Genomic DNA, 13,517 nt, shown 5'->3' on the forward strand with positions numbered 1-13,517 from the left:
GGGCGCAATGATACGCCGCCAATCCCGGATCGTCGTCGCGGCGATCGCCGTGTTCGTCTCGCTCGTGGGGATGATGGCCGTCGTGACGGGGCTATTGTTCGACAACGCGATGGCGCTGCGCGGCGGCGCGGTCGCGCTGGTCGTCGGCGTGGCAGGCTTCGTCGTGATGCTCAATCCGGGCGCGAAAGGCGAGGAGTGACGACGCGTTACGCGGCGTCGCTCCCTGAAATCACGGCGCGCGGCGCGTGCGTGCGCTTACGTACCGCTTGTACCGCTCGTACCGCTCATATCGGGCGACGCCGCGCCGTCCGGGCTCGCCCCCACGTTCAGCCGCTTCAGTGTTTCTTCCAGGTCCGCGTTGTCCGGCTGAATCTTCCGCGCCTGCGCGAACGCATCGCGCGCGTCATCCGCGCGGCCCAGCTTCCACAGTACTTCGCCCTTGTGCGTCAGCCCGGTCGCATGAGCTTCGCGTACGTCCTTGTCCGCGTCGCCTTCCTTCGCGAGGATCGCGATCGACCGGTCGAACCACGTCAGCGCTTCGTCGTCGCGACCGAGGCGATGGAGCGCCCAGCCCTTGCTGTCGAGCGCATACGGGTCATCGGGTGACTGCGCGAGGCGCGCATCGATCATCGCCATCGCACGATCGATCGTCAGGCCGGCGTTGACGAGGTCGTAGCCGATGCCGTTCAACAGGTCGCCCGAGAAATTGCCTGCGTCGAGCGCGGTGTCGATGCGGCCTTCGTCCCGCTCGGCAATCGCCAGCGCGATCATCTTGGCCGCGATCTGTTCCCGGAGTGCCCGGCCGAGGTGCCGGCCGTCGGCGACCAGGCTGCCGAGATACTGCGTGTAGAGATCGGGCGTGCCCGGATCGCCGGCATGGTTGGCGATGTCCGTGCCGGGCCCCGCACACCAGTCGGTGTCCGCCGGCGCGCGCAATACCGTGCGACGCAACCTGAGCTTGCGGTCCACGTTCGACTGCACGAAGACGGTGTAGCCGTTGGCATCGATGCGCCCGCAGACGAGGTATTCCCCCGTCACGTCGAGTACGTACGGGTAATGGCCGTAGGGCCGCCCCGTATCTTCGTCGATCACCTGAAACGTCCCGCCGCTGTCGCCTTCGCCCACGACAGGCTGAAGCGCCCATTGGCTCTCGGGGTACCGCGCGGGCAGGCGGATCCGCACGGTGCGTCCGGCGGCATCGGTCGTGCCGAACACGACGCTGTCGCCGCCTGCCTGATGGGGCGGCAGCCCCGCGATCGCGTGTCCGGGCAGCAGCAGCCGGTACCGCGCATTCGGCAGCGGCCGGTGCGTGACGGGGTCGCGCAGCACGAACCGATGCACATAGGGCCCGTTGCCGAACGACGCTGTCGGCGGGACATAGGTGCGCGCGTGGGCAGCGGGCAGCACGGCGCAGCTCAAGGCCGCGGCAGCGAGCGTGGCGAGAAGTCGGAATGTCATGAAATTGGCGTGCTTGTCGGTATGGATCTTGTTGTTCGACGGCCTGAAATCGACATGCGTTGACGCTGTTGCGCAATCGTCGGCGGCCTGCGGCGGATCGTAGGGTCGCTCGGCGCAATTCAGTGCGGAACCCGCGCGCCGCAGCGTCATGCAAGGAAGCGGCGGACGCATGACGCGCGAATGCAGTGCGCAGCATAGCAGGCGTGTACCGGGCGCTCGTTTCCCGTTTGGTTTCGGTGTCGCACGTGGATCGACGATGTCGCGACTCGTGTCGGGTCGTGACATGTCGACCCGCACGATAATCGATTCCACAGCGATGAAACGGGTGAAACGACCGCAATTCGATCGATCCTCGCATCCTTTCGCGCTACGCGTCACCGCTGCGATCTTTCCGGCGCGCCTCGGCGCCCGCCACCCCCGGAGCGCCGTGCGCGACGTATCCGGCCGCGCGCGCTTCTGTCAAACTGGCGCCCATGAAACCGCGCCTCGCCTCACCGCCTTCCTCCGATTCCGCGCCTGCGCCCGCAGGTTATCCCGACGCCGACGAACTGGCCGCGCTGCGCGCATGGTACGCCGGCATGACCGTGCGCCAGGCTGTCGAACGCTACCTGCCCGATCGTCTCGGCGAAGGGCGCTCGGCGCGCGGCGTGATCGGCGGGATTCGCCGCCGCCTCGTGCGCGTCGCACGACAGGCCGGCCGGCCCGATCTCGCGGAGCGTCTCGGTCATCCCGACGGTGAGCGTATTCGGGAGGCGAAGGCGGCCGCCGAAGCGATCGGCCTGCTGCGTCATGCGCGCGCGCCGGTCCCGCAGATCAGCGACGACGTCGGCCTGTGGCTGCCCGCGCGTGCGGTCGCCGCGCTGCGGGCGCACGGGATCGCGACGCTCGCCGATCTCACGGTGCGGATTCCGCGCCGGCGCCAGTGGTGGCGTGCGATCGCGGGCCTCGGCGTGGCCGGTGCGCGGCACATCGAGGCGTTTTTCGCCGCGCATCCGGACCTGACCGAACGGGCGCGCGCGCTGATCGCGGCGACGCCGCGCGGCAGCATCGTGCCGTGGGAGCAGTTGAAGCTGCCGCACGAGGTCGACGGCTCGGCCGGCACGTTCCGCGCGCCGCGCGCGACCAGCACGCTCGATGCGGACAACGATTACGCGGCCGTGCACGCGTGGCTGTCGCTGCACGAATCGGCCGCGACGCGGCGTGCGTACCGGAAGGAGGCGGAGCGGTTGATCCTGTGGGCGATCGTCGAGCGCGGCCGCGCGCTGTCGTCGCTGACGACCGAGGACGCGGTCGCGTATCGCGCATTCGTGCGGCGCCCGAGCCCGCACGAACGCTGGGTCGGGCCCGTGCGGCCGCGCGGCGCGCCCGACTGGCGGCCGTTCTCGGGCGCGCTGTCCGCGCGTTCGGCGGCGTACACGCTGTCGGTGCTCGGCGCGCTGTTTCGCTGGCTGATCGAACAGCGCTACCTGCTGGCGAATCCGTTCGCGGGCGTCAAGGTGCGCGACACGCGCGGCGCGAACGCACTCGACACGTCGCACGCGTTCACCGAAGGCGAATGGCTGCTCGTGCGCACGATCGCCGACGGGCTCGAGTTCCGCACCGGCACGGCGGCCGGTGCGCCGCAGTCGGGCTGGACGCCGGCCGCCGCGCAACGGCTGCGCTTCATCCTCGATTTCGGTTATGCGACCGGGCTGCGCGCGAGCGAACTGGTCGGCGCGACGCTCGGCGGCATCGAGACGGATGCGCACGGCGACGCATGGCTGAAGGTGGTCGGCAAGGGCGGCAAGGCCGCGCGCGTCGCGCTGCCGCCGCTCGCGCGCACGGCGCTCGACCGTTACCTGGTCGCACGCCGGCTGCCGGTCACGCCGGTGCGCTGGCGGCCCGATACGCCGCTGATCGCGAGCCTCGCGGAAGACGGCGCGGCCGCGATCACGAGCGTGCGGCTGTGGAAGGTGATGCAGCGTTTCTTCACGCAGACGGCCGATCAGGTCGAGGCCGACAACCCCGCGCTCGCGCAGAAGCTGCGGCAGGCGAGCCCGCACTGGATGCGTCATACGCATGCGACGCATGCGTTGGCGCGCGGCGCGGAGCTGACGACCGTGCGCGACAACCTGCGGCATGCGTCGATCTCGACGACGTCGATCTACCTGCACGGCGACGACGTGAAGCGGGCGCGGCAGATGTCGAGCGCGTTTGCGGCAGACAAGTAACGGCGTCGCGACGATCCGGCAGGGCCCGCGTGCGCGTCATGCCGGTTGTCGGCTCGCGTCGGGTTGCGCGAGGCGCTGCGCCGCACGCGCCACGACCGCATGACGATCGGGCCGCACGCGCTCGAACAGCGCGGACACCGATGCGAGAATGTCCGGCGCGGCCCGCTCGGGACGTCCGCAGTCGAACGGCGGCTCGGGCGCATATTCGATGCCGAGCTGCACCGCTTGCGCGTAGGCCGGGCCGGCCAGGTCGGCCATCACCGAGAGCGCCATGTCGATGCCGGCGGTGACGCCGCCGCCCGTGACGACCGGGCCGTCGCGCACCACGCGGCCTTCGTCGACGATCGCACCGAACGGCGGCAGCAGGTCGCGCCACGCCCAGTGGCAGGCGGCCCGCCGGCCTTGCAGCAACCCGGCCGCGCCGAGCACCAGCGACCCGCTGCACACGGAGGTAACATAGCGGGCGCCGAGCGCGAGCCGGCGCACCTCGCGGACGAATGCAGCGTCGGCGATCGCATCGATCACGCCGAGCCCGCCCGGCACGCAGACGAGATCGGCGTGCGCGATGTCGGCGAGCCGCTCGACCTCGGCAACGGTCAGGCCGCTGTCCGCGCGAATCGATCCGCCGCGCACCGAGGCCCGCCGGATTCGCGCGCCCGGCAGACGCCAGAACACTTCGTCCGGCCCGGTGAAATCGAGCTGCGTGACATGATCGAACAATGCGAATACGACGATGAACGGCGTGGTGGCCATCACGATCTCCCAAGGTATGAGCGGCGTGTAGCATCGCGCCGCGCGCTGTCCGTCGCAATGTCATTTCTCCCGCACTTTCTGCCATGACCCATCGCGTCGCCATGCTCGTATATCCCGGTTTCCAGGTGCTGGATGCCGCCGGGCCCGTTTCCGCGTTCGAGATGGCCGACTACGCGCGCACGCCGTATTACGCGGTTCGCATCGTCGCGGCGCAGCCGGGGTTGGTGCGCAGTTCGTCGGGCGTGAGCTGGCACGCCGAATCGTTGCCGGATGCGGCGGATCTCGACACGTTGCTGGTCGCGGGCGGCGATGGCGTCGATGCCGCGATGGCCGACGCGGCGACGTGCGCGTTCGTCCGGCGCTGCGCGGCGCGCGGCATCCGCGTGGCGAGTGTCTGTTCGGGGAGCCTGCTGCTGGCCGCCGCCGGTGTGCTGGACGGGCGGCTGGCGACCACGCACTGGGGCTGCGGCGAGCGGTTTGCGCGGGCGTTTCCGCAGGTGCGGCTCGCGCTCGATCGCATCTATGTGAACGACGGGCCGTTCTGGACGAGCGCCGGCATCACGGCCGGCATCGACCTGACGCTCGCGTTGATCGGCGAGGATCGCGGCGAACGGCTCGCGCGCGCCGTCGCGAAACGGCTGGTCGTGTACTACCGGCGCCCCGGCGGACAGTCGCAGTTCTCGGCGCTGATCGAACTCGACAGCGCGCAAGGGCGCTTCAAGCCGTTGCTCGACCACATTCGCCGCAATCTCGGCGCACGCCTGCGCGTGAGCGACCTGGCCGAGCAGGCGTGCATGAGCCCGCGTCAGTTCGCGCGGGCGTTCCAGGCGGAAACCGGCCTCACGCCTGCCAAGGCCGTCGAGAAACTGCGCGTGGAAGCCGCTCGCGCGGCGCTCGAAAGCGGGGCGTCGTCGCTGCAGCGCGTGGCGAACGAGTGCGGTTTCGGCGATACCGAAAACATGCGGCGCAGCTTTCATCGCTGGCTGGGCGTCGCGCCGTCGGCATTGCGTTCGTAGGCGGGCGTTGTCGCATTGTTACGTCGTCGATCGCGGTCGTCTCGCTCGGCCGCGCGCCGTCATGTGACTGTCGCGACACGGAACGACACGGCATGGCACGCAGCGTGTTGCGGGCCGGGAATGCCTGCATGTGCCTGAATGCACCCGAATGCGCGTTCCGCCGGCGAATGGATGACGCACCGCAGCGCATCCGCCGATCAGGTGGAACGGTCGGGCACACGCTGCGGTCATACACCTTTTTGCAAGGAGCAGGGATGGCATCGAGCCAGGGCACAGTCGATTTCATCGTCGAACAGATGGCGGCGGCCGGCACGGTATCGGCGCGCAAGATGTTCGGCGAGTACGGTATCTATTGCGACGGCAAGATGGCGGCGCTCGTCTGCGACGATCGGCTGTTCGTCAAGCCGACGCCCGAAGGCCGAGCGTTTCTCGGCACGTGCGAGGAAGGCTCGCCGTATCCGGGCGCGAAGCCTCACCTCGTCATCTCGGGCGAGCGCTGGGACGATCGTGAATGGCTGTCGACGCTGATCCGGATCACCGCCGCGCAGTTGCCGGTGCCGGTGAAGCGGCGTCGATAGCGGCCTTTTCGCATGCAATGTTGCGCTGCGGCCAGGCGTATTCTGTGACACAGGTGCGCGACCCTCGCGCGCCAGGCGGGAGCACAAGAATGAAGACATCCGGACATCCGCGCGGCACGTGGCTGGCTCGCTGCGCCCGGTACGCGCTCGTCGCGGCCCTGTGTACGGGCTGGAGCGCGCTGTCGTTCGGCGCGGACGATGCGGCGGCGTTGCTCGACCGTTACCGCAGCCTCGGCGCGCAACTGAAGGACAACGCGTTTCATCGGCCGCTGGTGCTCGAATCGGCGGAAGCATCGTCGTCGCTGAAGGGCGACATCTACGCGGTGGTCAACTATCCGTTCTCGGTCGTGAGCGGCCAGCTCGACGATCCCGCGCAGGGCCCCGCGAACTGGTGCGCGGTGCTGATCCTGCACCTGAACACGAAGTACTGTCATGCATCGGGCGGCGGCAACGGCCCGGTGCTCGACGTGAACCTCGGCCGCAAGATCCAGCAGAAGCTGTCCGACACCTATCGCGTGCAGTTCCGCTATCGCGTGGCGGCCGCATCGCCCGACTATTTCCAGGTCGACCTGACCGCCGACAGCGGCCCGATGGGCACGAAGGATTACCGGATCGCACTGGAGGCTGTGCCGGTCGGCGCGTCGCGCACGTTCCTGCATCTCACGTATTCGTATGGTTTCGGCACGGTCGGCCGCATGGCGATGAAGACCTACCTCGCGACCGTCGGCAGCGACAAGGTCGGCTTCACGAACGTCGGCGGATCGGCCGCGCAGCCGCAGTACGTCGGCGGCGTGCGCGGGCTGCTGGAGCGCAACACGATGCGCTACTACCTCGCGATCGATGCGTATCTCGCGACGCTCGACAAGCCGCTCGACCAGCGCCTCGCGCGCTGGTTCGACGCGACCGAGCAGTATCCGCAGCAGCTGCACGAGGTCGAGCGCGGCGCGTATCTGCAGATGAAAGCGCAGGAGGTGCAGCGGCAGCAGGCGGCGCGATGACGGTGTGGTTCCCGGTCGCGCCGCCGCGCGTCAGTTCGACGCGCCGCCGACCGTGCGGATGCTGTGCCACTGCCCCTGTTCGACGCGGAACAGCGTGTACGGCGGCTTGATCAGGTCGCCGCGCTCGTCGAACGAGATCTTTCCGGTCACGCCGGTGACCGACACGCCGGGCAGGCTCGCGACGATCTTGCCGCGATCGAGCGAATCGGCCTTGCGTACCGCCGCGATCATCGCGAGCGCCGCGTCGTACGAGAACGGTGCATAGAGCTCGACATCCTGGTTGAAGCGTGCCTTGTAGCGCTGCGCGAACGCGACGGCGGAAGGCAGCTTGTCGAGCGCCGGCCCCGGTTCGAGATCCTGCGTGCCTTCGCCCGAGGTGCCGGCGATCTTCAGGAATGCATTGCTTTTCAATGCACCGGCGCCGAACAGCTGCGCGCGGATGCCGAGCGAGCGCATCTGCTTGACGAGCATCGCGCCCTGTTCGTCGAGGCCGCCGAAGAACAGCAGGTCGACGTTGTTGCTCTTCATCGTCGTCAGGATCGCGCGGAAATCGACGGCCTTGTCGTTCGTGTATTCGCGCGACACGATGCTGCCGTGCGCGTCCTTCACGCCCTTCTCGAACGCGTCGGCGAGACCTTGGCCGAACGCGGTGCGATCGTCGATGATGCCGATCCGTTTCGCCTTCAGCTGCTCGACCGCGAAACGGCCGGCCACCACGCCGCCGACGCCGTCGTGCCCCATCGTGCGGAACACGTTCTTGAAACCTTGCATCGTCAGTTGCGGATTGGTCGAGCCGGGCGTGATCATCGCGACGTTCGCCTGCTTGTAGACGGCCGACGCGGGAATGCTGCAGCCCGAGTTGTAGTGGCCGATCACGCCGACCACGCCGTCGTCGACGAGCTTCTGCGCGACCTGGATCGCGATGCGCGGATCGGCCTGGTCGTCCTGTACGTCGAGCACGAAGCGCACGGGCTTGCCGCCCACGGTCGGATGTTTCGCGTTCTCTTCGTCGAGCGCGAGTTGCGCGCCGTATTGCAGATCCTTGCCGACGCGCGCGACGGGCCCCGTCAGCGGGCCGGCGAAGCCGATCTTGACGGTTTCGGGGTCCGCGGCCTGCGCGGATGCGCCGACCGTGCCGATCGAGCAGACGGCCAGCCAAACCAGCCAGTTACGACGATTCATGATGGATGCCTCCTTGCAGTGGTGAAAATCGCGGCGCGCGTCAGAATCGCGCGGCCCGGTACGGTGCGAGGTCCAGCGGCGGTGCGCGCTGGGCGACGAGGTCGGCGACGATTTGCCCGGTGATGCCGGCGAGCGTCACGCCGAGATGCTGATGGCCGAATGCATGGATCACGCGCGCGCTGCGCCGCGCGCGGCCGATCACGGGCACGCCGTCCGGCAGCGTCGGCCGGAAGCCGAGCCAGCTGCGCGTCGGTGCGCCGAGCGACGGCACGGCTTCGCGCGCGGAACGCGTGAGCAGCGCGACGAGCGACGGATTCATCGGCGCGTCGAAGCCGCCGAGTTCGACGGTGCCGGCCGCGCGCAGCCCTTCGTCGAGCGGTGTCATGTAGAAGCCGCGCTCGGCCCAGCCGACCGGCCGCGAGACGATCGGCTCGTGCGCGCCGAACTGCACGTGATAACCGCGCTCGGTATCGAGCGGCACCGTGTCGCCGCACGCGGCCGCGAGTGCGCGCGAGCGGGCGCCGGCGGCAATGACGACGTGATCGAACGTGCGCACGGCGCCGCCCGCATGCACGGTCACGCTGTCGCCGGCGGGCTCGATCCGTTCGACGCGCGTGCGTTCGAGCGCGGCGCCGCCGGTGGCGAGGTGCGCGAACAGGGCGCCGAGGAATCCGCACGGATCGGAGAAGTGCCAGCTTCCGACGAACAGCACGCCGCGCGTGAAGATCGGCGCGAGTGCGGGCTCGAGCCGGCGGATTGCGCTCGCGTCGAGCGTCTCGAACGGCACGCCGAGCCGGCGCCGCAGCGCGAGCGACGGCTGCGCGGCGTCGAACGACGCCTGCCGCGCATACAGGTACAGGCATTCGCGCGGCCGCACGAACGCGGCGAGCCGCGACGGTGCAAGCAGCGGCGCATAACCGTCGGCGGCGCGCGACAGCAGCGCGGCCAGCGCGGTCGCGCTGTGTGCGTGGCGCGCGGGCGTCGATGCGAGCAGGAACCGCACGAGCCACGGCGCGCCGTGCAGCAGGTACGGCCAGCGGATGCGCAGCGGGCTGTCGGCGGCGAACAGGAAGTGCGGCATGTCGCGGAACACCGACGGGCCGTTCACCGGCACGCAGCCGTACGGCGCGAACGTCGCGGCATTGCCGAACGACGCGCCCTGGCCGATGCCGGCCGGGTCGAACAGCGTCACGCGATGCCCGTCGCGCTGCAGCCATGCAGCCGCGCCGAGCCCGATGAAGCCTGCACCCACGATGGCGACATTCGCCATGACGCGTTCCCTCCGGTCCACATGATTCACACAAAGTTGCGATCAAGAATCACACAGTAATTTTTTGTGTGCAATCAAAATGAGATTGTGTGGCGCTAGTGTTTACCCGATTCCAACTGACTGATTCGACAGACTTTTCAACTGACGTTTGACGGGGAGGGGATGTCGGATACAATCGCTGGGCAGGTCAAAATGGCAGACAAACGCTTTTTGTGTGGTCACGGGCGATAAATGGCATCAGACAAACTTTCCGGCGAGCGCGACGGCGGCGCGCCGGCGCAGGCGAAGCGGCCGACCTACGTCGAGGTATCGAGCTCGATCGAGGAGGAAATTCGCAGCGGCATGTATCCGCCGGGCAGCCGCCTGCCGCCGCAGCGCCAGCTCGCGACCGAGCTCGGCATCAACGTGTCGACCGTGTCCCGGGCGTACAAGGAATTGCAGCTGCGCGGCCTCGTGATCGGCAGCAAACGGCGCGGCTCGCTCGTCACCGGCGGCGCGATGCCGAGCATCGAGCCGGCCCGCGCGTCGCTCGCGGCGGGCAACGGCGTGATCGACCTGACGGTGAACCGCCCGGCCACCGGCGAGTTTCTCGCGAGCCTCGCGCAGACGTTCGGCACGCTGCCGAACGACCCGCGTTTCGCCGCCCTCCAGGAATACCAGCCGCCGCAGGGCCCCGACTGGGCGCGCGCCGCCGGCGCGCAGTGGCTCGCCGCGCCGTGCTTCGCGCCGTCGCGCGACCAGGTGGTCGTCACGAGCGGCGCGCAGCACGGGCTGTACGCGGTACTGAACAGCCTGATCGGCACCGACGGCGTGATCGTGGCCGACCGCCTCACGTATTACGGGCTCAAGGCGCTCGCGCCGGTATTCCAGTTCGAGATCGTCAGCGCGCCGGCCGACGACGACGGCCTGCTGCCCGACGAGATCGAGCGGATCTGCCAGCGCATGCCGGTCAAGGCGATCTTCGTCGTGCCGAACCTGCAGAACCCGACCGTGACGACGATGAGCCTCGCGCGCCGGATGGCGCTCGTCGACATCGCGCGCCGCCATCACGTGACGATCATCGAGGACGACGTATACGGCCCGCTCGTGCGCGACCGGCTGCCGGCGATCGCGGGGCTGTGCCCCGAGCTGACGTTTCATATCGGCGCGACGTCGAAGATCCTCGCGCCGGGGCTGCGCCTCGGCTACCTGAGCTGCCCGCGCGACAGCGTCGCACTGTGCGCGGAGGCGGTGCGCACGACCGCGTGGATGCCGGCCCCCACGTCGATGCTGATCGCGACCGTGTGGATCGAGGACGGCACCGCCGAGCGGATCATGGGCGCACAACTCGCGGAGATCCGCGCGCGCGTCGATCTCGCGCGGGAGCTGTTGCCGGCCGGGCAGCTGAAATCCGATCCGGCGTGCATGTTCGTGTGGTTGCGCCTGCCGCCGCCGTGGCGCGCCGACGACTTCGCCGCGAACGCGAAGGCGCGCGGCGTGATCGTGATGCCGTCGTCGACGTTCGCGGTCGATCGCGCGGAGATCGAGCACGGCGTGCGCATCAACCTCGCGTGCCCGGCCTCGCGCGACGAACTCGTCAACGGGCTGCGGATTCTCGCCGGCACGCTGAAGGACCGGCCGCGCGCGCTGTTCGGTTCGATCTGACGGCGTCCGCTCAATCGAGCAACCCCGCGACGACGTCGACGATCCGCTGCAGCAGCGCTTCGTCGTAAGGCAGCCACGGCACCGCGCGCAGCGGCGACGGCGGCGGCTCGATCGCCGCATCGACGGGTTCGCCGTCGCGCGTCACACGCCCGGTCGCGCAATGCACCGACCACGCGCCGACGCGCACATGCCGTTCATCGATCGTCATCTTCCCTTGCGCCACCGGCCCGGCGAACACAAGCGACAGCACGTGCCGGCGATGCCGCGCCATCGTGCCCAGCGGCACGTCGGACAACCGGTTCAGACGCTGCCAGCGTTGTGCTTCGCGCTCGCGCTGGCGCACCGGGTCGGCCGTGAGCGCGGCTGTTGCCGCGCGGGTTGCGTCGTCGTCGAGCGCGAACGCGGCGACGCTGACGAGCAGATCGACCGCGCGCGCCACTTCCGAGAACACCACACGATCGATTTCGCCGATCGGCAGCGGTATCCAGTGCCGGTCGTGCCGGCGTTCGAAGTGCAGCCGGCGCGACGTGCCGTGGCTTTCCGATCCCGGATAGAGCCGCGCATCGACGAAGAAGGTCGCGCGCACGTCGCCGAATTCTCGGACGAGCCCGTCGTCGTACGCGCGGATCGACCAGCCTTCGCGACGCGCGACGCCGATCAACTGCCGGCTCGACAGCACGTGGCCTTCGAACATCGCGGAATCGCTGGCGGACGCGTCGCCGTCGGCCGGTACGTAGTATTCGCGGAAGGCCTGCCTGACCGGCTGCCGCAGCGTGCGGCCGACGATCGCGCGTTGCCACGCGAGCCGCTCGTCCGCATCGGCCAGCAGCGGGTGCCATAACCGGATGTCGCTGTCGCCGGCGATGTCGATCGCGTGCCCGGCCGCGTCGCGCAGCACGACCTTGCCCTTTGCGATCTCGGGCATGAACGACTGCGTCGACCCATCGCGGCCGCGCGCGTGCCAGATCGTGCGCGCCGCGAACACGGCGCCGGCCGGCGCATCGACGAGGCGTTCGCGCCATTCGGCGTGGCCGAGCGTCATCGACTGCCAGAAGCCGGCTTCCATGCAGGTCGCGAGCATCGCGAGCTGTTTCTTGTCGGGTTTCGCGTCGAGCGTCATGCGCAGCGCGGTGTGCGGCCGCTCGCCGAGCGCGCGCTCGGCCGGTTTCAGGTTGCGTGCCAGCTTCTTCTGCACGCCGGCGTGACGCACGATGGCGAGTGCATCGCGCAGCGCGCGCACGCCCTCGGGGGTCGGGATCGTCTCGACCGCGTGGCCGAGCGCGATCGCGAGCGACTGGGACGGCGCGGTCTTCGCGGCCGTCGGCGCGACGCACACGCCGGTCAGCAGCGGCCCGATCAGCGGGCGCAGCCATGCTTCGTCGCGATAGGCGGCCACGCGGGCGGCCCGGGCGACGACCTGCGCGTCGTCGGTCGTGAATGCCCGATCGGCCTCGTATGGGACGGCGCCCGCATGGAGCGCCGCCAGTCGTTGCGCGGCTTCCGTCAGCGCATCGCGCGCAAACGCGACATACGCGGCGTCTTCCGCGAGCGTGACGGCCGGATCGCTCAAGTCGAGCCACAACCGCCTCGGCGCGAAATAACCGTTGTTCGTCGCGGCCAGCGCGAGCAGCCCGGCCAGCCCGAGTTCGGGCAGCACGTCGAGTTCGCGCACGCGAAACGGCGAATCCGCCAGCGCCTGCGCATACGCGTCGCGTCGCGCCGAGAAGTCGCGGCGGCCGGCGAACCGGTCGAGCGTATACACGCCATACGTGCTGGCCGCGGTGCGCTCGTCGCCTTCCTCCGGCTCGCCCGCGATGCGCGCGAGTTCGGCCTGCAGCGCGGGCGACGGCAGCGCGTCGAGACAGGGCAATTCCTCCAGTGCGCGTTTCCAGCCGCCGGCCGGGATGTCGCGGAACAGTTCGAGCGCGGCGTCGGCGTCGACGAGCGGCACGAGTCCGAGCGCATCGATCTGCCGGTGCAGCCAGCGCGCGAAATCCGCGCGCGGATCCTCGAATGCCTGGTCGTGCACCATGATCTCGTACTCGACACGGCGCAGGGCCGGCCAGACCGCGCCGAGCGCGTGCGCGTCGAGCGTCGACAGGTCGATCGGCGCGCCGGCGAAGCGCTGATGGTCGGCACGGCTGGTCAGCCGCGCGACGAGCTGGTCGACGAGGGCGCGATCAGTCATCCGCGGGCCCCGGTGCCGACCGCATCGTTCCTGCGCCATTTCCGTACGTTCCGGGCAGCGCGGATCACGCCGCCGAGGTTGGGTGCCTGTTCGATCGTGTACTGCATGGTCTGACTCCGGGAATGAAAACCGAGCGGACGCACAGTATTGCACCCCAATTGATGCAGCCGGACGGAAGGCCGTGCGGCGGGCGTTCCGGGCCGATCCGGCCACGCTGTGC

11 protein-coding genes are annotated in these 13,517 nt (G+C 69.5%); 6 read left to right on the forward strand and 5 right to left on the reverse strand.

Features of this window, described 5'->3' with window-relative positions:
- Nucleotides 1-7: 7 nt before the first annotated feature.
- The gene (locus tag VK92_RS36750) at nt 8-199 is read left to right on the forward strand and encodes a DUF2964 family protein (protein ID WP_021157890.1); all 192 of its coding nucleotides are present in this window, start codon (nt 8-10) and stop codon (nt 197-199) included.
- A gap of 56 nt (nt 200-255) precedes the next feature.
- Here the strand turns inward: VK92_RS36750 and VK92_RS36755 are convergent, their stop codons facing one another.
- Nucleotides 256-1,458, reverse strand: coding sequence for a tetratricopeptide repeat protein (locus VK92_RS36755; protein WP_048028480.1), 1,203 nt, complete (start codon nt 1,456-1,458; stop codon nt 256-258).
- Between the two features lie 473 nt (nt 1,459-1,931).
- Here VK92_RS36755 and VK92_RS36760 point away from each other — a divergent pair, with 473 nt between their 5' ends.
- Nucleotides 1,932-3,668, forward strand: coding sequence for a site-specific integrase (locus VK92_RS36760; RefSeq protein ID WP_021157892.1), 1,737 nt, complete (start codon nt 1,932-1,934; stop codon nt 3,666-3,668).
- 36 nt (nt 3,669-3,704) lie between these two features.
- Here the strand turns inward: VK92_RS36760 and VK92_RS36765 are convergent, their stop codons facing one another.
- Nucleotides 3,705-4,421, reverse strand: a complete 717-nt coding sequence (locus VK92_RS36765) for a DJ-1/PfpI family protein (RefSeq protein WP_048028438.1) — start codon at nt 4,419-4,421, stop codon at nt 3,705-3,707.
- A gap of 83 nt (nt 4,422-4,504) precedes the next feature.
- Between VK92_RS36765 and VK92_RS36770 the strand changes: the two genes are divergently transcribed.
- The 3 genes from VK92_RS36770 to VK92_RS36780 all read left to right on the forward strand — a co-directional run bounded on the left by VK92_RS36770 (nt 4,505) and on the right by VK92_RS36780 (nt 7,013).
- Entirely contained in the window at nt 4,505-5,437 is a 933-nt protein-coding gene (locus VK92_RS36770) for a GlxA family transcriptional regulator (protein WP_048028439.1), read from the forward strand.
- A gap of 254 nt (nt 5,438-5,691) precedes the next feature.
- Nucleotides 5,692-6,015 (forward strand): TfoX/Sxy family protein, encoded by a 324-nt coding sequence (locus tag VK92_RS36775; protein ID WP_048028441.1) that lies wholly within the window; start codon nt 5,692-5,694, stop codon nt 6,013-6,015.
- 89 nt (nt 6,016-6,104) lie between these two features.
- Nucleotides 6,105-7,013, forward strand: coding sequence for a hypothetical protein (locus VK92_RS36780; RefSeq protein ID WP_048028442.1), 909 nt, complete (start codon nt 6,105-6,107; stop codon nt 7,011-7,013).
- Nucleotides 7,014-7,043: 30 nt separating this feature from the next.
- Here the strand turns inward: VK92_RS36780 and VK92_RS36785 are convergent, their stop codons facing one another.
- Both VK92_RS36785 and VK92_RS36790 read right to left on the reverse strand, forming a co-directional pair.
- Nucleotides 7,044-8,195: a branched-chain amino acid ABC transporter substrate-binding protein gene (locus VK92_RS36785; protein WP_021157897.1), complete on the reverse strand. Its 1,152-nt coding sequence runs from the start codon at nt 8,193-8,195 to the stop codon at nt 7,044-7,046.
- Nucleotides 8,196-8,235: 40 nt separating this feature from the next.
- Nucleotides 8,236-9,465, reverse strand: a complete 1,230-nt coding sequence (locus VK92_RS36790) for an NAD(P)/FAD-dependent oxidoreductase (protein ID WP_021157898.1) — start codon at nt 9,463-9,465, stop codon at nt 8,236-8,238.
- Between the two features lie 231 nt (nt 9,466-9,696).
- Between VK92_RS36790 and VK92_RS36795 the strand changes: the two genes are divergently transcribed.
- Nucleotides 9,697-11,109: an aminotransferase-like domain-containing protein gene (locus VK92_RS36795; protein WP_048028443.1), complete on the forward strand. Its 1,413-nt coding sequence runs from the start codon at nt 9,697-9,699 to the stop codon at nt 11,107-11,109.
- A 10-nt stretch (nt 11,110-11,119) separates the two neighbouring features.
- On the opposite strand, the gene VK92_RS36800 is transcribed toward VK92_RS36795, so the two are convergent.
- On the reverse strand, nt 11,120-13,297 hold the full coding sequence (locus VK92_RS36800) for a DUF4132 domain-containing protein (protein WP_048028444.1): 2,178 nt from the start codon (nt 13,295-13,297) through the stop codon (nt 11,120-11,122).
- Nucleotides 13,298-13,517 lie beyond the last annotated feature (220 nt).

The sequence above is a fragment of the Burkholderia sp. LK4 genome (genome assembly GCF_001043615.1).
Taxonomy (GTDB): Bacteria; Pseudomonadota; Gammaproteobacteria; order Burkholderiales; family Burkholderiaceae; genus Burkholderia; species Burkholderia cepacia.

Coding starts and splice junctions, on each gene's coding strand:
- VK92_RS36785 (WP_021157897.1), bottom strand. CDS start 8,195: ATGAATCGTCGTAACTGGCTGGTTTGGCTGGCCGTCTGCTCGATCGGC.
- VK92_RS36765 (WP_048028438.1), bottom strand. CDS start 4,421: ATGGCCACCACGCCGTTCATCGTCGTATTCGCATTGTTCGATCATGTC.
- VK92_RS36750 (WP_021157890.1), top strand. CDS start 8: ATGATACGCCGCCAATCCCGGATCGTCGTCGCGGCGATCGCCGTGTTC.
- VK92_RS36775 (WP_048028441.1), top strand. CDS start 5,692: ATGGCATCGAGCCAGGGCACAGTCGATTTCATCGTCGAACAGATGGCG.
- VK92_RS36800 (WP_048028444.1), bottom strand. CDS start 13,297: ATGACTGATCGCGCCCTCGTCGACCAGCTCGTCGCGCGGCTGACCAGC.
- VK92_RS36790 (WP_021157898.1), bottom strand. CDS start 9,465: ATGGCGAATGTCGCCATCGTGGGTGCAGGCTTCATCGGGCTCGGCGCG.
- VK92_RS36770 (WP_048028439.1), top strand. CDS start 4,505: ATGACCCATCGCGTCGCCATGCTCGTATATCCCGGTTTCCAGGTGCTG.
- VK92_RS36780 (WP_048028442.1), top strand. CDS start 6,105: ATGAAGACATCCGGACATCCGCGCGGCACGTGGCTGGCTCGCTGCGCC.
- VK92_RS36755 (WP_048028480.1), bottom strand. CDS start 1,458: ATGACATTCCGACTTCTCGCCACGCTCGCTGCCGCGGCCTTGAGCTGC.
- VK92_RS36795 (WP_048028443.1), top strand. CDS start 9,697: ATGGCATCAGACAAACTTTCCGGCGAGCGCGACGGCGGCGCGCCGGCG.
- VK92_RS36760 (WP_021157892.1), top strand. CDS start 1,932: ATGAAACCGCGCCTCGCCTCACCGCCTTCCTCCGATTCCGCGCCTGCG.